Below are 24,497 nucleotides of genomic sequence, written 5' to 3'. Positions count from 1 at the left end.
AGCGTACGAGGGACGGGCGCCACGAGCATTCCTGTCGGAACACCGCGACGCCCGCCGCACCCGATCACCTGCCGACGACGAGTCCGTCCCCGTCGGGGCTGACGCCGACCTTGACGGTGTCGCCATCGGTGATCTCGCCGGCCAGCAACTCCTTGGCGAGGGTGTCGCCGATGGCCTGCTGGATCAGCCTGCGCAGCGGCCGCGCACCGTAGACCGGGTCGTAGCCGCGCACCGCCAGCCAGAACCGGGCCGAGCCGCTGACGTCCAGCGTCAGCCTGCGCTGGGCCAGGCGCTTCTGCAGCTGGTCGAGCTGGATGTCGACGATGGACTCGAGCTGTTCCTCGTTGAGCGCATGGAACATCACGACGTCGTCGAGCCGGTTCAGGAACTCCGGTTTGAAGGCCGAGCGCACGGCGTTCATCACGAAGTCCTTGTCGCCACCCGCACCGAGGTTGGAGGTGAGGATGAGGATGGTGTTGCGGAAGTCGACCGTGCGGCCCTGGCCGTCGGTCAACCGGCCCTCGTCGAGGACGGCGAGCAGGATGTCGAACACATCCGGATGCGCCTTCTCGATCTCGTCGAACAGCACCACGGTGTAGGGCCTGCGCCGCACCGCCTCGGTGAGCTGGCCGCCCTGGTCGTAGCCGACGTATCCGGGCGGTGCGCCGACCAGCCGGGCCACCGAATGCTTCTCGCTGTACTCGCTCATGTCGATGCGGACCATGGCGCGTTCGTCGTCGAAGAGGAAATCGGCCAGCGCCTTGGCCAGCTCGGTCTTACCGACGCCGGTGGGACCGACGAACATGAACGAGCCGGTCGGCCGGTTCGGGTCGGCGACGCCTGCCCGCGCCCGGCGCACGGCGTCCGACACCGCCTGCACGGCCTCTTCCTGACCGACCACGCGACGGCCCAGTTCGGACTCCATGCGCAGCAGCTTCTGGGTCTCCCCTTCGAGCATGCGGCCCACCGGAACCCCGGTCCAGGACGAGACGACTTCGGCGATGTCGTCGGGCCCGACTTCTTCCTTCAGCATGACTTCGCCGTCACCGGCCGAGGCAGAGGCCTTCTCGGCCTCGGCGAGCTGCTTTTCCAGCGTGGGGATCTTGCCGTAGCGCAGCTCGGCGGCCTTGCCGAGATCGCCGTCGCGTTCGGCCCGCTCGGAGGCTCCGCGCAGCGATTCCAGCTCCTCCTTGAGCGCGCGGACCTGGTCGATGGCGTTCTTCTCGTTCTGCCAGCGGGTGGTGAGCTGGTTGAGCTTTTCCCGGTCGTCGGCCAGTTCCGAACGCAGCTTCTCCAGCCGCTGCTTGGAGGCCTCGTCGGTTTCCTTCGCGAGCGCGACCTCTTCGATCTCGAGCCTGCGCACCGCGCGTTCGACCTCGTCGATCTCCACCGGACGCGAGTCGATCTCCATGCGCAGCCGCGAGGCCGATTCGTCGACCAGGTCGATCGCCTTGTCCGGCAGGAACCGGGAGGTGATGTAGCGGTCGGACAGGGTGGCCGCGGCGACCAGCGCGGAGTCGGTGATGCGCACACCGTGGTGCACCTCGTAGCGCTCCTTGATACCGCGCAGGATGCCGACGGTGTCCTCTACCGACGGCTCGCCGACCAGCACCTGCTGGAACCGGCGCTCGAGCGCGGCGTCCTTCTCGATGTGCTGGCGGTACTCCTCCAGCGTGGTGGCGCCGACCAGGCGTAGTTCACCGCGGGCCAGCATCGGCTTGATCATGTTGCCCGCGTCCATCGCCGATTCACCGGTGGCGCCCGCGCCGACGATGGTGTGCAGCTCGTCGATGAAGGTGATGATCTGCCCGGCGCTGTTCTTGATGTCTTCGAGCACGGCCTTGAGCCGTTCCTCGAATTCACCGCGGTACTTCGCACCGGCGACCATGGCGCCGAGGTCGAGCGAGATCACCGACTTGCCACGCAGCGATTCCGGTACGTCACCGGCGACGATGCGCTGGGCCAGCCCTTCGACGATGGCGGTCTTGCCGACGCCGGGCTCACCGATGAGCACCGGGTTGTTCTTGGTGCGCCGCGACAGCACCTGCACCACTCGGCGGATCTCGGTATCGCGGCCGATCACCGGGTCGAGCTTGCCGGAGCGGGCGGCCTCGGTGAGGTCGGTGGAGTACTTCTCCAGCGCCTGGTAGCTGCCCTCGGGGTCCGGGTTGGTGACCCGGGCGCTGCCGCGGACGGCGGTGAAGGCCTCGCGCAGGGCGTCGGCGGTGGCGCCGTACTTGGTGAGCAGCATGGTGATATCGGAATCGCCCTCGGCCAGGCCGACCATGACGTGCTCGGTGGACACGTACTCATCGCCCATCTCGGTGGCCAGTCGTTGAGCCGCGGTGATCGCGGCCAGCGCTTCGCGGCCGAGCTGGGGGGTGGTGGTGGCACCGGTCGCGCTCGGCAACCGGTCGATGATCTCTTGCGCCTCGCGTCGTACGACCGCCGGATCGGTCCCGACGGCCTTCAGCAAGGGGGCGGCGATGCCGTCGGTCTGATCCAGCAACGCCACCAGCAAGTGCGCCGGACGAATCTCCGGGTTACCCGCGGCCGAGGCCGCTTGCAAGGCAGCGGTCAGCGCCGCCTGGGTCTTGGTGGTGGGATTGAACGAGTCCACAAAGCACCTTCCTACTGGTCGATAATTTCCCCGGTGCCGAGTGCGTACAGCGGCTGCCTTCGCCGTCGGCACGGTGTCCTTCGGTTCAACGTTGGAAAGGTTGAGTCTGTTCCGCTCAACTTTGCCGATTCTAGCGACCGCGGCACGCCGGACTCGACCCGAACGCTACGCCGCGACCGTGACCGGTGAACCGGTGTTGCGCATCCAACATGTGACAAATGCCGGTAACCTGCCCATACCCACATGACCACGGCGTTTTCAGGGATACTTGCCTCGACGGAGGACCGCCGGTTACGGGTAGGTCCCCGGGCAGCTCTTCGAGGGAAAGGAAGCCCACGCCGTGGATGCGCGTTCGGCTGCGCTGGTCCGCGCCAACTTCCGTTCGGTGGTCGATTCACCGCACGGACCCGAGCGGTTGATCAGTGCGTTTTATGGTCACCTGTTCGCCGAGAATCCCGGGCTGCGGGATCTGTTCCCGCCCGCCATGGATATGCAGCCGAAACGCCTGGTCACCGCCATCCAGTACATGCTCGATCATCTCGAGGACTGGGACCGGGCACAGAAGTTCCTCGAACAGCTGGCCCGCGATCACCGCAAGTACGGCGTCGAAGCCTCCCATTACGACCTCGCCGGCCGCGCCCTGTTCGCCGCCGCCCGCACCTACAACGGTGCCGACTGGAGTGATGAACTGGCCGACGGCTGGCGCGATGTCGCCCTGCTGATCTCGGCCGCCATGGCCATCGGCGCCAACTCCGACGATTCCCCGCCCTACTGGGAGGCCACCGTCGTCGGGCACCGGCATGTGCTCGACGATCTCGCCATCGTGCGGCTGCAATCCGACAGCCCGATCCCCTATCAGGCGGGCCAGTACGTGCCGGTCGCGGTGCCGCAGCGGCCGAAGATGTGGCGGTATCTGTCGCCGGCGATTCCGGCCAATCCCTACGGCGAGATCGAATTCCACGTCCGCAAGGTCCGCGGTGGCTGGGTGAGCCCGGCCATCGTCAACGAGACCACCGTCGGCGACCGCTGGCTGATCGGCGGCCCGCTGGGCGGGCTCCATGTGGATCAGGAAAGCGGCCGGGATGTCTTGATGATCGGTTCGGGCACCGGCATCGCGCCATTGCGCGCCCAGCTCATCGAGATGGGGCAGCGCGGCATCAACCCGCGGGTGCACTTCTTCATCGGCGGGGTGTACCCGTGCGATCTGTACGACGTGGAGAACATGTGGCAGCTCTCGCAGAGCAACCCGTGGCTGACGATCGTTCCGGTGTGCGAGCAGAAGACCAACCCGTGGTGGTATCCGCATCCCGCTGCCGACGCGCCCTACGGCATGCACCGGCGCCTGGTCGGTAATCTCGGTGCGGTGGTCGCCAGCTTCGGGTCGTGGTCGGATCGCCAGATCCAGATCGCCGGCTCGGCGAAGATGATCGCCGATACCCGGCGCGCGCTGCTGGCAGTGGGCACACCGGAGTCGATCATCAGTTCCGATCCCGTCTGAGAGTAGGTATGGACATCGATCCGCATGCGCCACGCAACGGCGCGATTCCGGAAGCGCCCGTGTGGAAGTCGACCGTGGTCGGACATCATCGGCTGCGTCATGATCTCGCGGTGATCCGGCTGATCGGCGAGTTCGTGCCGTTCACCGCCGGGCAGTCGGTGGAGGTGCGGGTACCGCAGTTCCCCGGTCTGCGGCGGCGCCTGTCCCCCGCCCTGCCGCCCTCGCTGGACGGCAAGCTCGAGTTCCATGTGCGCACGGTGCCCGGCGGCTGGTGCAGCGGCGGGATCGTGGCCGATACCGCGGCCGGCGACGAGTGGACGATCGGCGCACCCGCAGGCACCTTCTTCGTCGATCCGGAGGGCGACGAGGTCGTGATGATCGCGGGCGGCACGGGTTTGGCGCCGATGCGCGCGCAGATCCTGGAACTGGCTCGTCGCGAGGTGCAGCCGCCGACCTACCTGTTCGTCGGCGGTGCGTCGCCGCGCGACCTGTACGCGGCCGACATGCTGACGCTGCTGGCCGAGGAATTGCCGTGGCTGACAGTGGTTCCGGTGGTGGAGACCCCGGACGATCCCGATCTGCCGGACGAATGGTACGAGCGTTCCCGGGTGGATATCGGCTTCGCACCCGATGAGATGCTGTACGGGACGCTCGCGGAGGTGGTCGGCTCGCACGGCGCGTTCGACCGGCACCAGGTGCTGGTGTGCGGCTCGCCCGGGATGACGCGCGCGACCGTGCAGCGGCTGCTCGACACCGGGACACCGGCGGAACGAATTCAGTGGGAGGGCGGCTGATCCGGCCGCTCATGGCTCAGAAGAGCGGATCGTGACGAATGTTCATGGCTCGGGTCCCGGTGGCCATCAACCGGAACTTGGTGGTCTGCACCATCGAAGGTGAGCCGACGATCTGCACATCACGGTCGGCCCATGCGCCGTAGCCGGCGACGATCTTTCCGATCTGCCCGGTCACCCGTGGTTCGAGGCCGGGCCAGGTTCTTTCCGATTCGCCGGAATCGTAGTACCACCACGGATTCTCGGCGCGTTCGGTCACCGGCGTGACGGTGAGCCATTTGTTGGCGACCGCGAGCCGGCTCAGCGTCTCCAGGTCGTAGAGATCGCACGGATGGTGGCCGCCGACGAACAGGTGCACCTTCGGATTGATGCGTCGCTGTGACATTGCCATGAGCTGGGCGCGAAGCGGTGCGATACCGGTGCCGCAGCCGATCATCAGCATTTTGCGTTTGACGTTGCGCGGAATTCCCAATCCGCCCAGCGGGGAGCCGAGCAGCCACTGATCACCGACCGCGGTGTTGCCGACCATCGCCGGGCTGACCCAGCCACCGAGGACCGAGCGAATATGGAATTCGATCTCGCCGTTGGCATTCGCCGGGACCGCTGGCGACATATAGCGCCACATCCGCGGCCGCGACGGGATCTGCACGCTCAGATATTGGCCCGCCGCGTATTGCATCGGCTGGTCCAATTGCAGCCGGATCACCGCCAGATTGCGGAGCACCTCGCGGCGTTCGACGACCGTTCCGGTCCACACCGGCGGTGTGCTCTCCTGTTCGGCGGCGCCGATCATGGTGTCCGAGATCAGCGCCAAGCCCTCCGTCCAGGCGCGTTCGACCTCGTCGGTCCACATCTCCGAACCGGCGAATCGGCGCATGGCCGTCTTCAACGATTCCGATACCGCCGTGTAATGGGCCCGCTGGACCCCGTACTTGCGGTGATCGCGGCCGAGCTGGGCGAGGAAGGGCAGCAACTTTTCCGGCTCCTCCAGCCGGTCGAGCGCGTATCCGATGGCCTTGACAAGGCGGTCACGCTGCGCGTCCATCGCCGCGGGAAAATAATCGCGGACACCCGGATATTCGGTGAACAAGATCGCATAAAACGACTTGGACAACCGCTCCGCCCCACCCTCTTCCGCGGCAACCGCTTTGAACGTCGTCCTGATCAACGCGACGGTCCGCGAATCCATATGCGCCACAACCCCATTTCGCATTCGAGCACTATCCGTGCCGGCGAGTGAGGTGCTGCGGGACACTCGTCAGCAGCCGTGGCTTTGGAGTGTAGGCGAGGTTTGCCGGCAGTGGAATGGACGGACGAAACATCCCACGTGCAATTCCGACAAAACAAGGGTATGGCGTACGAATTCGCGACGAAACCGACTGAAGGACTGGATAAAACGGGTGAAATCCGTCACTCGACCACTCAATATGCAAGCTTCACAATGAAGTTCGCATCCGACAGCGATCTGTCGGCAAATCCGAAACGTTCCCGGACGGACCTCGGGCCCCGACCCGGCCCACGAGCGGAGCCGGGCCGGGGCCCGAGAACTCATCCGGCGAACGGCTACCGGCGATGCCGCGGCTGCCACACCACCAGCGCGGTGCTGCGCTGCGGCGGGGTCAGATCCGCGCGGTAGTTCGCCCGCGCGCGCTCCAGTTCCGCACTCAGCTCGGCGACGCGCTGTTGCAACTGTTCGACCTGATTGGTGAGTTCGATGATGCGTTTGATGCCCGCCAGGTTGACGCCCTCGTCCTGGGACAGCCGCTGCACTTCGCGCAACAGCTCCACATCCCTTGCCGAATAGCGTCGCCCGCCGCCCGAAGTGCGTTGTGGCGTCACCAGCCCCAGCCGGTCATACGTGCGCAGCGTCTGCGCATGCATACCGGCCAATTGGGCCGCCACCGAGATCATGAAGTACTCGGCTCGCGACGGCCCACCCGACGCCTGCTTCGGATCTCCGGACATCACGCACCTGCCCATCCTGCTCGCGGATCGAAACCGCTGGCCTTCTCCGCCTCCTGCAGCGCCCGCAGCGCCTCGGTGGCGTTGTCATCCAGTTTCTGCGGCACCGCAACCTTGACGGTGACCAGCAGGTCACCGGCTCCGCCGCCGCGCTTGGGCACACCGCGGCCGCGCACCCGCAGGATGCGGCCGTCGGCGGTGCCCGGAGGCACCTTGACCCCGACCCGGCCCTCCAGCGTCGGCACCGACACCGTGGTGCCGAGGACCAGTTCGCTGTAGCTGACCGGCAGTACCAGGGTCAGGTCGTCGCCGCTGCGGCCGAAGACCCGGTCCTGGCTGACGTGCACGGTCACGTACAGATCGCCCGAGGGCGCACCGCGCAACCCGGCCTCGCCCTGCCCGGCCAGCCGGATCCGCTGCCCGTCCGCCACACCAGGAGGGATGCGGACGGTGATGGTGCGGGTCCGGTTCTGGATACCACTGCCATGGCAGTCCACGCACGGGTTGTCGATGATCGAGCCGGTACCGCGGCAGTCGTCGCACGGTTCACTGAACCCGAACGCGCCCTGGTTGCGGCTGATCACGCCGGTGCCGTTGCAGTGCGGGCAGACCCGCGGGCTGGTGCCCGGCTTGGCGCCGCTGCCGTGACAGGTGGTGCACGGCGACGGACTGGTCATCCGCAGCGGGACGGTGGCGCCCTGCGCGGCCTCACGGAACCCGAGGGTCGTCTCGGTCTCCACATCGGAACCGCGCCGGGGCCGGCTCGCCGATCGCGTGCCGCCCCGGTTGAACAGACCGCCGAACAGATCGCCGAGGCCACCGTCGGCACCGGTGGCACCGGCGCCGAAGATGTCGCCGAGGTTGAATTCCTGCGAGAATCCGCCACCGGCGCCGCCGGGAGTGAATCCACCGCGCGGATAACCACCGCCGGCGAACAGCCTGCGCGTCTCGTCGTACTCCTTGCGCTTGACCGGATCCGACAGCACGGCATGCGCCTCACTGACGGTCTTGAACCTCTCCTCGGCCTTGGTGTCGCCGGGGTTGGCATCCGGATGCAGGTCACGCGCGAGCTTGCGGTAGGCCTTTTTGATCTCGTCCTGCGAGGCGCCGGAGGAGACGCCCAGCTCCTTGTAGAAGTCCTTTTCGATCCACTCCCGTTGGCTCACCGGGCATCTCCTCCTTTCGTTCCTCTTGTACGGTGCGGCTCGGCCGCGCTCTTATCCTTCGTCGGTGCCGGCATCAGCATCCGATGCCTCGGCCTGGTCGGGTGCGGGGGCTTCGCCCTGGTCGGCGGGGGCGGTGGTGGGCAGATCGCCCACGCCGTCGGTTACCCCCACCAGCGCGTGCCGAAGCACCCGGTCACCGAACCGATAACCCTTGCGCATCACGAGGCCGATCACCGGATCGTGTCCGGAACCCTCGTGCTGCACCGCCTCGTGCAGAGTCGGATCGAAAGGCTCACCCTCCGAACCGAACTCCTCGAGACCCTGTTTGCGCAGTGCGTCGCTCAGCTTGTCGGCAACCGACTTCAGCGGCCCCGATTCCAGATCGCCGTGCGCCCTAGCGCGATCGAGATCGTCGAGCACGCCGAGCAATTCGGTGACAACGCCGGCCTTGGCCGCGTCGATCGCGGCCTTGCGGTCGCGCTCGACCCGGCGCCGGTAGTTGGCGTACTCCGCGGTCAGACGCTGCAGGTCGGCGGTGCGCTCGGCGAGCTCGACCGCGGCGTCGGACACGGGTACCTCGGCGGCGTCGACCTCGGCGGCGTCCGGCTCGGCCGGGGCGGAACCATTGCCCGCCCCGGCAGCCTCCCTGACCTCACCGGTCTCGGGATCGATCTTGCGCTTGTCGACGAAGCTGATCGGCTCCTCGGAGTTCCCAGCGTTCGCGTTCGTCACTTCTTCTCCGTGTCGACCGGCTCGTCAACGACCTCGGCATCGACGACCTGATCGTCGTCGGCCGTCGCGGAGGCACCGTTACCGGACGCGGCGGCGTCGGCGGCGGACGACTCGTAGATCGCCTGGCCCAGCGCCTGCGACTCGGTGGCCAGCTTCTCCACGGCCGACTTGACCGCGGCGATGTCGGTGCCCTTCAGCGCCTCGTTCGCCTCGGCGATGGCCGCCTCGACCTTCTCCTTGACGTCGGCGGGCACCTTGTCCTCGTTGTCCTTGATGAACTTCTCGGTCTGGTGCACCAGCGACTCGGCCTGGTTGCGGGTCTCGGCCTCCTCGCGGCGGGCCTTGTCCTCGGCGGCGTGCGCCTCGGCGTCCTTGACCATCCGGTCGATCTCTTCCTTGGACAGGCCGGAGCCGTCCTGGATCTTGATCGTGTTCTCCTTGCCGGTGCCCTTGTCCTTCGCGGTGACGTGCACGATGCCGTTGGCATCGATGTCGAAGGTGACCTCGATCTGCGGCACGCCGCGCGGGGCCGGCGGGATGCCGGTCAGCTCGAAGGAGCCGAGCAGCTTGTTGTGCGAGGCGATCTCGCGCTCACCCTGGAACACCTGGATCTGCACCGACGGCTGGTTGTCGTCGGCCGTGGTGAAGGTTTCCGAACGCTTGGTCGGGATGGTGGTGTTGCGCTCGATGAGCTTGGTCATCACGCCACCCTTGGTCTCGATACCCAGCGACAGCGGGGTGACATCGAGCAGCAGGACGTCCTTGACCTCACCCTTGAGCACACCGGCCTGCAGGGCGGCGCCGACGGCGACGACCTCGTCCGGGTTCACGCCCTTGTTGGGCTCCTTGCCGCCGGTCAGTTCCTTGACCAGCTCGGAGACCGCGGGCATACGGGTGGAACCACCGACGAGCACGACGTGGTCGATATCGGAGACCTTGATGCCCGCATCCTTGATCACGGACTGGAACGGCGCGCGGGTGCGGTCGAGCAGGTCCGAGGTGATCTTCTGGAACTCGGCACGGGTGAGCTGCTCGTCGAGGAACAGCGGGTTCTTGTCCGCGTCGACGGTGATGTAGGGCAGGTTGATCGAGGTCGACTGCGAGGACGAGAGTTCGATCTTGGCCTTCTCGGCGGCCTCACGCAGCCGCTGCATGGCCATCTTGTCCTTGGTCAGGTCGATGCCCGAGGTGCCCTTGAACTTGTCGACCAGCCACTTGACGATGCGCTCGTCCCAGTCGTCACCACCGAGGTGGTTGTCACCGGAGGTGGCGCGGACCTCGACGACGCCCTCGCCGATTTCCAGCAGCGAGACGTCGAAGGTGCCGCCACCGAGGTCGAAGACCAGGATGGTCTGTTCCTTGTCGCCCTTGTCCAGGCCGTAGGCCAGCGCGGCCGCGGTGGGCTCGTTGACGATGCGGAGCACGTTCATGCCCGCGATCTGGCCGGCTTCCTTGGTGGCCTGACGCTGGGCGTCCTCGAAGTAGGCCGGGACGGTGATGACCGCGTCGGTGATCTCCTCACCGAGGTAGGCCTCCGCGTCACGCTTCAGTTTCATCAGCACGCGGGCGCTGATTTCCTGCGGGGTGTACTTCTTGTCGTCGATGCCAACGGTCCAGTCGGTGCCGATGTGGCGCTTGACGGAACGGATGGTGCGGTCGACGTTGGTCACTGCCTGGTTCTTCGCCGGCTGGCCCACCAGCACTTCGCCGTTCTTGGCGAACGCGACGACCGACGGCGTGGTGCGCGAACCCTCCGAGTTGGCGACGACGACCGGCTCACCACCTTCGAGAACGGCGACGACCGAGTTCGTGGTCCCGAGGTCGATTCCGACCGCACGAGCCATTGTTTCCTCCTATTTTTCGATGCCTGTGTGGTGTCGGGGCTATCAGCCCATATCGGCGCTTACCGCGCCATGGACCAGGCCCCTGACACTGCACGGAGCACGGTCCCAGCAATACTGAGCGTGGTCGGCTCAATCCTGCCCGTCGCCCACACCGGGCGTCAAGTCAAACTTGAGTCGAACACACTCAATGTTGCTCGATCAGCTCAACCAGCGGTGGTCAGGGTCTATTCCCCGGGGGCGAGGATTTTTTCTCGCAACCCGTCACCGCCTCGCCCATCCTCCTCCGCACACCGACAGCCGACCGGTTCGTCGAACCGAGGCGGCATGCGCGCGGAGGCGCGGCTCAGTCCGGCCGCCCGACCCCGGACGGGCGCATGAACAGGGTGGCCAGCAGCGCCGCGGCGAGCAGGGCAGCGCAGAGGTAGCTCGACAGTTCGACGGCCGAGGACATCGCTTCGCGGGCCGCGGTGGCGACGGGTTCGGTGGCCGGATCGGCAGCGAGGGCCGGGATGACCGAGCCCGCACTGTCGGTGACGGCGGCGCGCAACTGGAACAGCATGCGCGGCAAGGTTCAGCTGTTCAGCCTCGACGCCCTGGTCAACATGGTCGGCGCAGCGGGCATGCATGTGGAGGTGACGATCAGCCCGGCCGCGTGACCCTCGCCGACGCGACGACGATCACCATAACCAAGGTGGTGGACGCAACGGCCCGCCCGCTCACCGCTTACCGGTGCGCACGTCTTCGGCGATGTCGTCGTCGAGGGTGACGCGGACCAGGGCGGCGGCCAGGTCGGCGACATGACCGCGCGGGGCCAGCTCGGCCAGGCGGTCGGGGTCGGTGGGCAGGTCGACGCGTTCGGCGCCGTGTAGTGCGCGCTCGTCGAAATGCGGGCGCGCCCAGGTCCACACGTCCTGCACTTCACGCAAGAAGATATCGGCGCCCACCGGGCCGATGCCCTTGAACTGCTGGAGGAGTTCGGCGGCGCGGGTCGGGTCGTGGTCGGCCTCATCGGCGAGTTTGCGCAGGTCGCCGTCGTAGCGGTCCAGGATGGTCGAGGCCATCGCACCCAAGCGGGAGGCGGTCGACTCGTCGTATCGGCGGTAGTGCGCCCGGCCGAGCGCGTCCACCAGTTCCTGCCAGTCGGCATCGGCGACGCGCTGCGGCGTGCGGTAACCGCTATCGATGAGCTCCTTGGCCGCGTCCACCGCGAGATCGGCCGAGATTCGCGTGCTGAGCAGCTCCGACAGCATCAGTAGCTGGAACAGCGGGGCCGGTGTGTCGGCCAAATGGATGCCCGCCGCGGCGGCGTACCCGGTACCCGCCCGGTCCAGCAACGCGTGCACCACATCTCGCTGTCCCATCCCTTTCCAGTGTGCAGCCCGCGCGAGCGCGACGCACGGATCAGCTCACATCCGTGGCGTGAGCTGGGCGAGAATGCCTTCGGCACTGCGCGCCGCGGTGCGGCAGGCGGTGGCGGTGAACTGGTCGGCCAGCGGGTGCTGGGCGCGCGCACGCCATTTACGCGCGGCGGCCACAGCTTCGGCACGCTTGGTCCCGGCATCGGTCTCGGCGGGTAGGCCGAGCCGCAGATGCGCGGCTACGCCGGAACCGCCGATGAGCCTGATCAGTTCGGCCAGCTCGGATGCGGGCAGGCCGGGCTCCTCGGTGCGCAACCGGCCGAGCAGACGCAATTCGGTGAAACCGTGATTGTCGGCGAGCAATGTGCGCACCTGCGGCAGCAGCGAATCGGCGGCGGTGCCGGGATAGGCGGTGAGCACCCGGTCCAGCGCGCTGAGCGCCGAATGGGCCTTGAGCTGATCGGCGCGCTGACCGAACTGCACGTCGAGTACCGAGCGCAATTCGTTCACCCCGCTGCGCTCGGTGAGTTCGGCGGCAAGCGTCGTCGAATCGCGAGCGCCGAGCCGCACCAGCGTGATCGCGAGCCTGATGCCGAACAGCCCGAAACGATCGGCGAGCTGGGCGCGCAACTGCGGCGCGACCGGCAGCGGCAGATCGGGACGGGCGAAGCGGTCGGCGGACAGCAGCGCGGCCGACAGTTCCTCCATGGGCACACCTGCCAGCGCCTCGAACGCGGCGAACTCCTGCTGGCGCAGCGTCGCCGCCGCGAACGCCAGCAGCCCGGCCACCGGGATCACCGCCTGGCACAATCCGGTCCGTTCCAGTTCGGCGGCGAACCCGGCGGCCACCTCGCGCGCCGAATGCAGGGCGTCGATGCGGCCTGCGCCGATCTCGTCGGCGCGCGAGACCACCCCGATCACACCGAGCGGGCCCGCGCCGCCACCGGCGGTCCCGACCCGTTCCAGGAACCGGATGTCGGCCTCGTCGAGCCTGCGCAACAGGTAGACGACGGCGTCGGCGCCGGGAATGCTCGTATCCTCCGGCGTCAGCAGGCGGGCGGTGCGGGCCGACACCTCACGTGACAGCGACGACGTGCCGGGGGTGTCGATGATCGTGGTGGCGGCCAGGGTCGCGGCAGGCCACTCCACCTCCAGGTGGTCCACCTCGCGCCGCCCGGGCGCGCCCCAGTTCAGGCCGTCGAGATCGAAGGTCAGGCCGTGCGCGCCGGCACCGCGGCGCACCACCACGTTCGCCGCGCGACCGTCGGCGGAGAAGGCGGTGACCGCGGGCGTCGGCCCGTTGCGATACCAGGTCACCACCCGCGTGCACTCGGTCGCGTCGGTGGGGGCGATCTGCTGGCCGACCAGCGAATTCAGCAGCGTCGACTTGCCCGCTTTGAGCGAGCCGGCCAGCGCCACCCGCAACGGCTGGTCGAGCCTGCGCGCACAGTCGGCGAGCAGCCCGCGCGCCCGCGGCACCTCCGCCAGTTCCCGGCGCGCCGCCCCGATCAGCCCGCGTGCCTGCGTCACGATTCCCGGCTCGGTCTCGAGCTCCGCTCTCACGCGGTCACCGTACCGGGCTGATATCCGGCGCCGCCGCCGATCCCGTCTCGGTAGACCTCATCGCCGGCGGACGCAGGGCGTCGGCGTGATTGCGCAGCGCGGCCACCGCGCGCAGCTGACGTTCCAGCTCCGCGCAGCGTTCGGCGCGGCGGGCGGACTCCATGGTCGCGGCCTCCTGCGCGGCACGCAGCGAATCGTCGATGGAACGCAGACTGCGTTGCGCGACGCCGGTGTAATGGTCACGCAACGCTCGGTGGATGCGATGCAGGCGATCCTTGGATTCCTTGCCCGCCTGGAACGCCACATCATCGACGTAGCGGCGGACCGCGACCTTGGCCTCGTTGCGTCGCTTGGCGAGTCGGGCCTGCGCGTCGTCGCGGAACGCTTTGCCACCGACCAGCACACCCGCGCCCAGCGAGATCGGGTTGAGCAGGGCCAGCCCGGCGAACGTGCTGGCCAGGCCGACCATCAGCACACCGCCGTACGAACCGCGCATACCGACCAGCAGCTTGCTGCCGATACCGATATCGGGTTCCAGATCCGCGAGAGTGACCGCCGCCGAGCGCGATTGATCGTCTTGCTCACCCGGACGCACATCGGGCAGGTCGACCGCGCCGAGTTCGATGAAATGCTCGGCCACCCGCTCACTGAGCTTCTCCGCGCGCGCACCCGTCCACAACAGGTTGTCACCGAGGGCCGAATCGACTGTCCCGGTGAGCCATTCCTCGATGCGCGCCCAATGCCTGCCCGGATCGTGATCGTCTATCCATTCCTCGGCGGTGCGGGCGACGGTGCGCAGCCGGTCGCGCAGATCGTGGTCGACGTCGCCGGCGAGATCGGTGATCCCGTCGGCGAGAGTCTGCTGCCAGGCCGCTGTGCGGCGATGCAATTCCTCGGCGGCCGCCTTGGCCGCCTGCAGCTCCGCGACCGCGGCCGCGCCCTGCCGTGGATCGCGCAGCGCGACCAGCTCGCTGCCGAGGGCGAGCGCCAGATGTTCGGCCGCCGAATGGATATCGCGGGACACCGCGATCCGCGTCGCCCGCTGATCGCGCGCCACCACCTGCTCGCGTAGGAACTGGAAGAGCACGCCGAACCCGGATTCGGCGCCGAGCTGCTTGTCCTGTAACCGCAGCGCGTGCGAACGCAGCAGCGACGACACCGCGATAATCGGCACCGGCAGCTGGGCGCGATCCAGATGGGCGCGATCGGCGGCGGCCACCTGACGCCAATGCGGATACAGGTCGATCTTGGTGAGCACCAGGGCCACCGCCGGGCAGAGCTGGCGGACCTGCCGCAGGAACGCCAGCTCGGGTTCGGTGAGTTCGGTGGAGGCATCCGAGAGCACCAGCACCGCATCGGAGGCCGGTGCCATGCCCAGAATGGTTGCCGTGCAGTTGTTTCCCTGGCCGATGCCAGGGGTGTCGACGAGGACGATGCCGTCGGCCAGCAGCTGATTCGGGGCGGTGATCTCCAAGCGGGTGGCTCGGCGATCGGCCACCACCGGGGTGCGGGTGGCGGCGGCGATGTCGTCGACGTGCACGCGCTCCTCATGGGCCCGGTCGGCGCCGGTGAACACCAGGTGGGCAGCGGGTGCCGGGCCGTGCGAGAGCACCGTCGGCACGGTGGTGGTGGCGTCGTCGCCGACCGGGCAGAGATCGCTGTTCAACAGCGCGTTGACGAACCGGCTCTTGCCCTGATCGCGCTGGCCCGCGATCACGATCCGCCGCCGCGGATCGCGGACCCGGTCGGCCGCTGTTTCCAGGCGGGCGACCAGGTCACCGCGATCCGCGGCGCGGGCAGCGGCAATGGTCTCACCGAGCACCGCGAGCAGCGACGCCGCAGGCGGTGTTGTGGTGGCCGGTACAACCATCTCGGTTGTTCTCCTTCTCGGTGCGACCGTCGTGGTCAGAGCAGAGCGTCGTCGTCCGCAGTGGGCGAGGTGGCCGCGGCGCCGGTATCGGCGAACAGGCCGGACTCACCCGAACCGCTGAGGCCACCGTCCAGGCCGGAACCGAAGGCGCTGGAGACGTCGACGGTGGACCAGGTGCTCGCGGTGGAGTCGATGCCGGAGCTCGCCGACATCCCGAGGTCGGCCGTGGTGTCAGCGGCGGCGTCGACGGAGCCGCCGAGGCCTGCCACGGCATCCGTATCGACCGTCCCGGCGGCGCCACCGAGGCCGGTCTCCAGACCGGTGGCTCCGATCGCCGAATCGATGCCGCCGGAGACACCGGTCTGCAGACCTGTCCCCAGCTGTCCACCGAATTCGCCCGCGGCATCCGCACCCGCGGACAGCCCACCGCCGAGCTCGGCACCGGCGCCCGCGACGCCGTCAGCCGCACCGCTCACACCGGCAGCGAGGTCACCGGCTGCGTCGACGCCTGTGGACAACCCCGTTTCGAGGCCTGTCCCCAGCTGTCCGCCGACACCGGTCACCGCGTCGGCCGCAGCGCTCACACCCGCACCGAGGCCTGCGGCGGTATCAACACCTGTGGACAACCCGGACTCCAGGCCCGCGCCCGAGCCGAAGTCGCTGTCGAATTCACCCACAGCTTCCACAGCGCCATCCACACCCGCGGACAGGTCGGTTTCCCCGCCGAACAATCCGCCGAGACCCAGTTCGAGCCCGGTGCCGGCTTCGCCCCCACCCTCGATGACGCCCTCGAGTCCGGTGCTCACACCGCCACCGATCTCGGCCCCGGCACCGACCACTGTCCCCAGCCCAGCGGCCATCGTCGCCCCCAGATCGGCGCCGGCCTGCGCCCCACCTTCGGCGCCACCGGACACCGCGCCCTCGAGCTGCGAGCCCACTCCGGCGCCGAGCCCCACACCGGCATCCACAGCTCCGTCCAGTCCCGCGCCAACGGCGCCGGCCAGATCGGCTCCGGCCTCGACCGCACCCGCAGCCCCTGTGGACAACTCCGCCCCCAGATCCGCAGCACCATCCACAGCACCACCGACACCCGCCCCCAGCTCACCACCGAGCTCCAGCCCGGAATCGATGGCACCGCCGACCGTCCCGTCGAGATCGGTATCCACAGCCCCGCCGATGCCTGCACCGAGGTCGCCGCCAAGCTCCAGACCGGAATCGACAGCGCCCTCGAGCGCCCCGCCCACGCCGACACCGAGGTCCCCGCCGAGCTCCAGACCGGAATCGATCGCGCCGCCGACACCCGCACCCAGCTCACCACCCAGTTCCAGGCCTGCGTCCGACGAGCCGCCGAGGCCCAGTTCGAGCCCACTGCCGACGGAACCGCCGAGGTCCAGCCCGGTGTCGATGGCACCGTCGAGGTCGGCGCCCAGCTCGCCACCGAGTTCCAGACCGGTGTCGATCGCGCCACCGACGGCCCCACCGAGGTCGGTATCCACAGCACCGCCGATGCCGGCCCCGAGATCGCCACCCAGTTCCGCGCCCAGCTCGCCACCAAGGTCCAGAACGGTGTCGATCGCGCCACCGACGGTCCCACCGAGGTCGGTATCCACAGCCCCGCCTATGCCTGCCCCGAGGTCGCCGCCGAGTTCCGCACCGATATCGAGCGCGCCATCGATCGCGCCACCCACGCCCGCGCCGAGGTCACCACCGAGCTCCAGTCCGGTATCCACAGCCCCGCCGACGCCCGCACCGAGGTCACCCCCCAGGTCCAGCCCACCGCCGATGGCGCCGCCGAGGTCCGCGCCCAACTCACCACCAAGATCCAGACCGGTATCGATCGCGCCATCAATCGCGCCACCCACGCCCGCGCCGAGGTCACCACCCAGTTCCGCACCGGTATCCACAGCCCCGCCGACACCCGCACCGAGGTCACCCCCCAGGTCCAGCCCACCGCCGATGGCGCCGCCGAGGTCCGCGCCCAACTCACCACCAAGATCCAGACCGGTGTCGATGGCGCCGCCGACGGTCCCACCGAGGTCGGTATCCACAGCTCCGCCGATTCCTGCGGCCAGGTCGCCACCCAGTTCGAGGCCTGCGTCGATCGCACCATCGGCTACGCCGCCCACGCCGGCTCCGAGGTCGAGCCCGGTGTCGATCGCGCCGTCCAGCACCGCGTCGAGGTCGGTATCGATCGCACCACCGATCCCGCCAGCCAGACCACCACCGAGCTCCAGGCCCGTATCGATCGCACCGCCGATGCCGGCCGCGAGGTCACCACCCAGGTCCAGACCGGTATCGATCGCACCGCCGATCCCGCCCGACAGATCCCCGCCGAGGTCGATGCCGGTGTCGATGGCGCCGTCGACTATCGCGCCGAGGTCGATGCCGGTGTTCGCGCCACCGCCCAGATCGATGTCGATGCCGGTATTCGCACCACCACCCAGATCGATGTCGATGCCGGTATTCGCACCACCACCCAGATCGATGTCGAGGTCGGTGTCGGCGGAGCCGCCGAGGTTCAGGCCGAGGTCGGCGCCGAGGTTCAGGCCTGCGTTTGCGGCCGCTCCGGCACCTACCGCGCCCACGGCGCCGATGGCGGCGCCTGCGGCGGCCTGGGCGCCGGCGGCGATGATCGCCGTCAGCTGGGAGCCGCCGCTGACCAGGGCCGATTCGGCGACCATCGGGGCTACGGCGGTGATGTCTTCTGGCGTGACGTCCGGCAGCCCGGCGGAGGCGAGGGCCTGGCAGGGGTTGAGGCAGTAGCCGGCCGCGGCTTCCGGGTCGCGCAGCAGGTCGAGGATGAACTCGAGAATCGCGTTGGGTGTCATCGAGAATCTTCTCCTGGGCTCAGCGGACCAAGATCCGCGGTCGTTGGAATGCATTTCACGCTAGGGACGCGAGTCGTTACTCCGGAACGGGGCAAAGCCCCACATTCGCGGCCCGGCACCCATTAGGGGCATTCGATCGGTTAGGGGAAATTCCCCGTATCGCCCCGAGCCGGTAACAGCGGACACGCAGCAACCGACATGCGGGTTGAGTCGGGCAGCGTCCCGATTCGTTTCCTGATCAAACAATCTCGGCATCGGCAGCGGCACTCGGTTCGAATGGGGATCTTCGGCATGACACAGCGTCTGGCGCTCGGCATTACCGTCGGGTCGGCGAATTCGGTTGCCGTACTGGCAAGCCGGGACGGCGAACCCGGCATCGACAGCGCCTCGGTGCTGACCCATCCGACCGTGCTCCGCCTAGTTCCCGGCGCGCCCGCGCTCTTCGGCACCGAGGCCATCGACGGCGGCAGGCACGCGCCCGGTGTGCGGATCGACGGTTTCGTGTCGCGAGTCGGCGACCCGGTGCCCATGCTCGCCGACGACGGCACCTCGCATACCGCATCCGACCTGGTAGCGACGGCAATCACGCGTCTCGTCGAGGAGTCGGCCGCCCCCGGCGCGACGGTGGTCGCCTGCCATCCGGCGCACTGGACCGCGCACACCGTGTCCGTGCTGCGCACCGCACTCGACGACGCGGGCGCGGCCGATGTCGCGTTGATACCGGAACCCGTTGCGGCAGTGCGCTGGTCGTGCGCCGCGGGCCGGACCACCGGTGACGGCGCCGTACTCGTCTACGATCTCGGCGCGACCGGCCTGACGGTCTCGGTGGTGCGCACGGGTGATCGAATCGAGTTGCTCGGCGCTCCGGCGCATTCGACCGATATCGCCGGCGCCGAATTCGATCTGCTGACCATGCGCTATGTGCTGGCAAACGCTCCCACCGGAATTGATGCCGACCCCTTCGACCCCGCCGTCGAACGCGAATTGTCGGCCCTCCGGGAACGCTGCCGAATTGCGAAAGAAGAGCTTTCCACACATACCGCGACCGTGGTCACGACCGGCCCCGACGGCGCCACGGTCCGGCTGGTCCGCGACGAACTCGAAGATCTACTCCGCGCTCCGCTGCGCGATTCCATGCACCTGATCCGTGACGCGGTGCATCGCGCCGGCATCGATATCGGTGACGTCCACCAGGTTCTGCTGACCGGCGGTGGTGGTGCGATCGGGCTGCTCGCCGAACTGATCTCCTCCGAGTTCGGCCTTCCGGTGGTCTCGGCTGCCGAGCCGGCGCACACCAGTGCTCTCGGCGCGTCGGCCTTCGCGGCCGATCTCGCCGACACGGCAGTCGAAACCGTATCGTTCGCCGCGATCGGCCACCTGCCCGACGAGTCAGACGAGCCGGCCACCGAGTCGGTACGCCCCGTGTCGGCACCGACCCCGCTCCCCCTCCCGGTCGACACCCGCAAGCCGGGAGCTGCCCGAACTCGCCGGCGCCGGATCGCCATCGTCGCGGCCGCCGCGGCCGCCATCGGGCTGCTCGCCACCGGCACCGTCGCGGTCAGCACGGGTGCCGGGACGGGCACCCAGCACCCTGCCGCCCCTGAGCACACCTCGTCGTCGACGGCAGGCACGCCCGGGACGGCCGGTGGGCCGACCACCGCCGGAGCTGGATCGGCGGCCACCGGCGGCACCGCAGGCACCGTCGCCGATGCCGGGACATCGAAAGATGGCGCCGCTCAAGCGAACCCCTCGACGCCGGGGGCGGTCACCGTCGTCAACTCACAACGCGAGGGTGCCCCCGCCGGTCCGGCCGGTTCGGCGCCATCGCCCGCTGCCCCCGGGCCGGGCCAAGCGCCACAGCCCGCACCCCAAGCCCCCGCGCCCGCGCCGCAAGCCCCGCCGCCTGGACCGCAATCACCTCCGCCCGGGCCGGCACCGCAACCACCGGCACCGGCACCGCAGCAGCCGCCGGCGCAGACGCCGAAGCTACCCACCGACGGCCTGACCGACACGCTCGGTGAGACCGTCGAGGGTGTCGGCGGCACCGTGGGCACCGTGCTGCGCGCGCCGGGCGAGATACTCGGCGGTTCCGGTGGCTGAACCGGTACCGGCCGCGGCCTTCGATACGCTGCCCTGCGCCCGGGAGCTGTTCCGGGAACTGGATTCCGAAGCGCCCGTGGTGCATCTGATCCGGGGACGTTCCGGCACGGGTAAGTCGACGCTGCTCGAGGCGGTGCGCGCCAAACTGCGCGAGCGGGGCGTCAAGGTCTTCGACACTCCGGGTGACGATGGTGCCCCGGCCGGCGCGGCCCTGGTGGTCGACAACGTCGACGTGCTCGACCACGCCGAGCTCGAATCGCTGCGCGCCGCCATCGATTCCGGCGCATGCACCGTCGTCGCGGCGGGCCGCCCCCGCCATCACGATCCGCGGCTGCGGGCCCTGTTCGACGCGGCCCTGCGGCGCGGTCGAGTCGTCGAGCTGCGCCCACTCGGTGTCGCCGAGATCGCCCCGTTCGCCAGAGAACTCGGTCTGTCGGTGCCGCGTGCCGTGGCCGCGCACATCCACAAGCAGACCGACGGGATCCGCGGCGGTGTGGTGGCGGCGTTGGCGGCGGCCAGTCAGGGCCGCCTCGATGCGGGCATCGACGCCGTCGACGCCGCGGTCGACGGCTGGGCCAGGACGGTCCTCACCGATATCGATCCGGCCCTGCTCGACACGCTGGCCGTCGCCACCACCGGAAGCGGTTTGGACGCAGGCGAACTCACCGAGGTCCTCGGCGTCGATGCCGGCACCGCCCGCGATCTGATCGACCGCGCCAGGGCCACCGCCCTCATCACCGACGCCGATCTGCTGCTCGCGCCTGCCGTGCGGCCGCTGCGCGCGCTACTCGGCGAACGACGCTTCCTGACGATTCAGCGCGATCTGCTCACGGCCCGCCTGGATGCCGGGCTACTGCGCGATCACACCGCCGTCTTGCTCGCCGAATCCGGCGTACGCGATGCGCGCCTGGCCGAATTCCTCTGCACCGCAGCCGAGAACAACGGCAACGACGCCGTCCGCTATTACGCCGCGGCCGCGCAGGCCGGCGCGAACCGCGACGCCATTGCGGTGCGCTGGGCCCACGCCGCGGCCCACGACGGCGATTACGACACCGCGCTGCGGCTGGCCGAACCGTTGCTCGCCCGCGACGACGCGCCCGTCGCGAATCTCGCTGCCGCCGTGCGCCTCTGCGCCTGCATCCTGACTCGGCGCGGCCTGACCGATCGCGCCGCGCGCCTCTACGCCTGGCTCGGTCCCGAGCGCGCGGGCGCCGAGTGGGCCGAAGGCGCAGCGGTCCTCTACCTCTCCGGTGACGCCGAGACGGCCGCGGCCATGGCGACAGGCGCGAGCCGCTGGCCCCCGACCGAAGCGAACACCCCCATCCGGCTCGTCGCCGAGGCGCTCGGCCATTCCCTGCACGGACGTCCGGGCGATACCGCGAACGCGATCGCCACCCTGGTGCGCGCCACCCACTCCACCACCACCCGCTTCGCGCCGTGCACTCCCACCGCGGCCGCGACCCTGCTCTGCCTGAGCACCGGGGATCCGGCCCGCGCCGCCCAGACGCTGCGCCGGGCGAACGCGAGCGGCGCCCAGTTGCCGGTGCTCTCGGCCTGGACGGCCCTGGCCTGCGGTGACGAAACCGGCGCCACCACCGCCCTCGCCGCCGTCGACTGGGATCGCCTCGACGTCCGCGACGCGCTGCTCGGCCACGCCGCAACGGTCGGTCTGGCCCGGCGCAGCGGTGATCAGGCCGCGCTGACTCAGGCCTGGCAGGCGGCCCAACCGCTGCTGGACGAGGTGGAGGCGGATCTGCTCACGCTGCTCCCGATCGGCGAGCTGTGGCTGGCGAGCATCCGCTGCGACGACGAACACCGGATGACCGCGCTCGTCGAGGGCGCCAACACACTGCTCGACCGGCTCGGCCATCCGCCGGCCTGGGCCAACCTGTTCCACTGGTACGGCGTGCAGGCCGCCATCGCTCGCGAGCGCCCGGACGAACTGCTGCCGCACGCTCATGCGCTCAAGGCCGCCGCCGAGTCGGGCGACCGGCACGCGGGCGCCCTCGCCGACGCAGGCCGCACCTGGGTGCTGGTGCTGCGCGGCGAGGTGCGCGCCGACCGGGTGGAGGCCGCGGTGGCCGCGCTCGGTGCGATCGGTCTGAGCTGGGACGCCGCCCGCTTGGCCGGAGACGCCGCGCTGGCCGCGCCCGATTCGGCCACCGCCACCTCGCTGCTCAAGTTGGCGCGCACCGTGCGCGCCGATGCCCGTCCGTCGGCGCTCGCCCCGATCACCCCGCCACGACGTGCCGCCACCAGCGCCGACACCGGCGACGACGGGCTGCTCAGCGACCGGGAGAGCGAGGTCGCCGAATTGGTGCTGCTCGGCCTGACCTATCGGGAGATCGGCGCCCGGCTCTACATCTCGGCCAAGACCGTCGAACATCACGTCGCCAGGATCCGCAGGCGCCTCGGCGCTGGTTCGCGCTCGGAGCTGCTGGCCATGCTGCGCGCGATGGGATACGGATCGCTGCTGGTCTGACGCCCGGCGGGCCGTTAACAGCGGCGATGCCGAGATCGAAATCGTCGATGGGAGGACGCAAACACTCGAACGCCGTGCGCACTACGCCTAGGCTCGAACGGGGGTTCAGATGACAGCCGAGATCGCGAACAACACGAATCGACCGAGACGCAACGGTTCACCACCGGACACCGATCCACCGGCGGCGAACGTAGCCGCCCTTACCGCCGCGCGGTCCGGCGCGATCGATGACACCGCCGTCACCCGCACACAGCCGCCGGCCGGGTTCAGGTCGGCCGAGCGCCGTGGGGCCGCCGACCCAGGGCCCGGCCACCGATTCGAGTCCATGCCGTTCGCGCAGGCGATGTTGCGCGAACTGAACCGCCGCGACGGCCCACCACCGGTCTACCTGGTCCGTGGCCGCGCAGGCACCGGGAAATCCGCGCTGCTCGGCGCCGCCCGCGACCTGCTGACCTCGCACAACGTCAAGGTGTTCGACGATCTGGCGACCTTGCCGAAACGTCTGCTCGCCGACACCGAGCACGAGGCCGCGGCCCGGCGCGCCGTGCTCATCGATGACATCCACCTGCTCACCACCGATGACATGCAGATGTTGAGCGCGGTGATCGGCGCCCGCCGCCACACCGTCGTCGTCGCGGCGCAGCCACGCCCGCACGACCCCGACCTGCGCGCCCTCACCGAAACACTGGCCGGGCCCGGCCGGGTGATCGAACTGCGCACGCTCGGCCTGCCGGAGCTGATGTCGTTCGCGCGGGAACTCGGGCTGCTCGTGCCGCGCCCGCTCGCCGAATACATCCATGCCCGTACCGGCGGGATTCGGGCCGGCATCGTCGCCGCCCTGCGCGCTGCCTGCGCGGCCCGCCGCGAGGCCGCGGTCGGCGCGGTGGACCTCGCCGTCGCCGGCTGGGCCACGAACCTGCTCGCGGGTCTCGCACCGGAGCTGCTCGACACCCTGGCCGTCGCGAGCGCGGGCACCGGACTCGATGCGAGTGAGCTGGCCGAGGTGTTCGATATCGATTTCGCCTCCGCCCAGGATCTCGTCGACCGGGCCAGGGCGACCGCCCTGGTGACCGACGCCGATCTGCTGCTCGCGGCGGCCGTCGATCCGCTGCGCGCCCAGCTCGGCGTCCAGCGATTCGTGACGGTACAGCGGCGCCTGCTCATCACTCGGCTCGACGCGGGCCTGCTGCGCCCGGACACCGCGATGCTGTTCGCCGACTCCGGGGTACGCGATCCGCGATTGGCCGACTTCCTCGTCTCGGCCGCCGATCGCGCCGGCGGCGTCGATGCGGTGCGCCTCTACTCGGCGGCCGTGGCGAGTGGCGCCGATCCCGGCGCGATCGTCGATCGCCGGGCGCTGGCCGGCCACCACATGCACACGACCGTCCCCACCGAGCCGCCGCCGCAGCCGAACCCCACGCCGCCCACCCCGTTGACCGACCGCGAGCAGCAGGTCGCCGAGCTGCTGCTGCTCGGCCTCACCTACCGCGAGATCGGGTCGAGGCTCTACATCTCCGCCAAAACCGTCGAGCACCATGTGTCCCGGATACGGCGCCGGATCGGTGCCGGGTCCCGAGCAGAGTTATTGTCGATGCTCAGCGCAATGGGACACGGTCCGCTATTGGTGTGGCCGTCGCGCGGAACGATCCGGATCGAGCAGGACGCCGAAGCGAGGACATGAGG

At 69.4% G+C, this 24,497-nt stretch carries 16 protein-coding genes and 1 pseudogene; 6 read left to right on the top strand and 11 right to left on the bottom strand.

All coding sequences use genetic code 11. The features are described from left to right. Nucleotides 1-64: 64 nt before the first annotated feature. Nucleotides 65-2,620, bottom strand: a complete 2,556-nt coding sequence (gene clpB / locus AC5W7N_RS06425; protein WP_195020214.1) for an ATP-dependent chaperone ClpB — start codon at nucleotides 2,618-2,620, stop codon at nucleotides 65-67. A gap of 340 nt (nucleotides 2,621-2,960) precedes the next feature. Here clpB and AC5W7N_RS06420 point away from each other — a divergent pair, with 340 nt between their 5' ends. Beyond that, entirely contained in the window at nucleotides 2,961-4,118 is a 1,158-nt protein-coding gene (locus tag AC5W7N_RS06420) for an FAD-binding oxidoreductase (protein WP_163817594.1), read from the top strand. Nucleotides 4,119-4,126: 8 nt separating this feature from the next. Beyond that, nucleotides 4,127-4,912 carry an FAD-binding oxidoreductase gene (locus AC5W7N_RS06415; RefSeq protein ID WP_163817592.1) on the top strand — a complete coding sequence of 262 codons (786 nt, stop codon included), beginning with the start codon at nucleotides 4,127-4,129 and terminating at the stop codon, nucleotides 4,910-4,912. Nucleotides 4,913-4,928: 16 nt separating this feature from the next. Here AC5W7N_RS06415 and AC5W7N_RS06410 read toward each other — a convergent pair whose 3' ends face one another. The 6 genes from AC5W7N_RS06410 to AC5W7N_RS06385 all read right to left on the bottom strand — a co-directional run bounded on the left by AC5W7N_RS06410 (nucleotide 4,929) and on the right by AC5W7N_RS06385 (nucleotide 11,172). After that, nucleotides 4,929-6,098: a globin domain-containing protein gene (locus tag AC5W7N_RS06410; protein WP_163817600.1), complete on the bottom strand. Its 1,170-nt coding sequence runs from the start codon at nucleotides 6,096-6,098 to the stop codon at nucleotides 4,929-4,931. Between the two features lie 374 nt (nucleotides 6,099-6,472). Next, nucleotides 6,473-6,874, bottom strand: a complete 402-nt coding sequence (locus AC5W7N_RS06405) for a heat shock protein transcriptional repressor HspR (protein WP_163817589.1) — start codon at nucleotides 6,872-6,874, stop codon at nucleotides 6,473-6,475. Further along, on the bottom strand, nucleotides 6,874-8,037 hold the full coding sequence (dnaJ, locus tag AC5W7N_RS06400) for a molecular chaperone DnaJ (RefSeq protein WP_163817587.1): 1,164 nt from the start codon (nucleotides 8,035-8,037) through the stop codon (nucleotides 6,874-6,876). The genes AC5W7N_RS06405 and dnaJ overlap by 1 nt, the downstream gene beginning before the upstream one ends. Before the next feature lie 51 nt (nucleotides 8,038-8,088). Next, the gene (gene grpE, locus AC5W7N_RS06395) at nucleotides 8,089-8,769 is read right to left on the bottom strand and encodes a nucleotide exchange factor GrpE (protein ID WP_163817584.1); all 681 of its coding nucleotides are present in this window, start codon (nucleotides 8,767-8,769) and stop codon (nucleotides 8,089-8,091) included. Then, entirely contained in the window at nucleotides 8,766-10,613 is a 1,848-nt protein-coding gene (dnaK, locus tag AC5W7N_RS06390; protein ID WP_163817582.1) for a molecular chaperone DnaK, read from the bottom strand. Before dnaK ends, grpE begins: the two co-directional genes overlap by 4 nt. Nucleotides 10,614-10,956: 343 nt before the next feature. Further along, entirely contained in the window at nucleotides 10,957-11,172 is a 216-nt protein-coding gene (locus AC5W7N_RS06385; RefSeq protein ID WP_495923406.1) for a hypothetical protein, read from the bottom strand. Between AC5W7N_RS06385 and AC5W7N_RS06380 the strand changes: the two genes are divergently transcribed. Then, the gene (locus AC5W7N_RS06380) at nucleotides 11,171-11,269 is read left to right on the top strand and encodes an XRE family transcriptional regulator (protein ID WP_339384736.1); all 99 of its coding nucleotides are present in this window, start codon (nucleotides 11,171-11,173) and stop codon (nucleotides 11,267-11,269) included. The genes AC5W7N_RS06385 and AC5W7N_RS06380 overlap by 2 nt on opposite strands. 60 nt (nucleotides 11,270-11,329) lie before the next feature. Here AC5W7N_RS06380 and AC5W7N_RS06375 read toward each other — a convergent pair whose 3' ends face one another. Genes AC5W7N_RS06375 through AC5W7N_RS06360 form a run of 4 tightly spaced genes read right to left on the bottom strand, consistent with a single transcriptional unit; the run spans nucleotide 11,330 to nucleotide 18,232 of the window. Beyond that, the gene (locus tag AC5W7N_RS06375; RefSeq protein WP_194992700.1) at nucleotides 11,330-11,974 is read right to left on the bottom strand and encodes an HhH-GDP family DNA glycosylase; all 645 of its coding nucleotides are present in this window, start codon (nucleotides 11,972-11,974) and stop codon (nucleotides 11,330-11,332) included. A 45-nt stretch (nucleotides 11,975-12,019) separates the two neighbouring features. Then, entirely contained in the window at nucleotides 12,020-13,534 is a 1,515-nt protein-coding gene (locus AC5W7N_RS06370) for a dynamin family protein (RefSeq protein WP_495923405.1), read from the bottom strand. A gap of 4 nt (nucleotides 13,535-13,538) precedes the next feature. Continuing rightward, nucleotides 13,539-15,404, bottom strand: coding sequence for a dynamin family protein (locus AC5W7N_RS06365; protein ID WP_194992652.1), 1,866 nt, complete (start codon nucleotides 15,402-15,404; stop codon nucleotides 13,539-13,541). Nucleotides 15,405-15,439: 35 nt separating this feature from the next. After that, nucleotides 15,440-18,232, bottom strand: a complete 2,793-nt coding sequence (locus AC5W7N_RS06360; RefSeq protein ID WP_495923404.1) for an IniB N-terminal domain-containing protein — start codon at nucleotides 18,230-18,232, stop codon at nucleotides 15,440-15,442. A 291-nt stretch (nucleotides 18,233-18,523) separates the two neighbouring features. Here AC5W7N_RS06360 and AC5W7N_RS06355 point away from each other — a divergent pair, with 291 nt between their 5' ends. From AC5W7N_RS06355 to AC5W7N_RS06345, 3 genes and pseudogenes are all read left to right on the top strand, one after another. Beyond that, nucleotides 18,524-20,332: an Hsp70 family protein gene (locus AC5W7N_RS06355; RefSeq protein WP_195020222.1), complete on the top strand. Its 1,809-nt coding sequence runs from the start codon at nucleotides 18,524-18,526 to the stop codon at nucleotides 20,330-20,332. Further along, nucleotides 20,325-22,814 carry a LuxR C-terminal-related transcriptional regulator gene (locus tag AC5W7N_RS06350; RefSeq protein WP_495923403.1) on the top strand — a complete coding sequence of 830 codons (2,490 nt, stop codon included), beginning with the start codon at nucleotides 20,325-20,327 and terminating at the stop codon, nucleotides 22,812-22,814. Before AC5W7N_RS06355 ends, AC5W7N_RS06350 begins: the two co-directional genes overlap by 8 nt. 1,423 nt (nucleotides 22,815-24,237) lie before the next feature. Next, nucleotides 24,238-24,495, top strand: a pseudogene (locus AC5W7N_RS06345) (helix-turn-helix domain-containing protein); the annotation flags it as partial. Between the last annotated feature and the right edge of the window lie 2 nt (nucleotides 24,496-24,497).

The sequence above is a fragment of the Nocardia sp. CDC519 genome, assembly GCF_059509835.1.
This window is presented reverse-complemented; position numbering and strand designations above follow the sequence as displayed.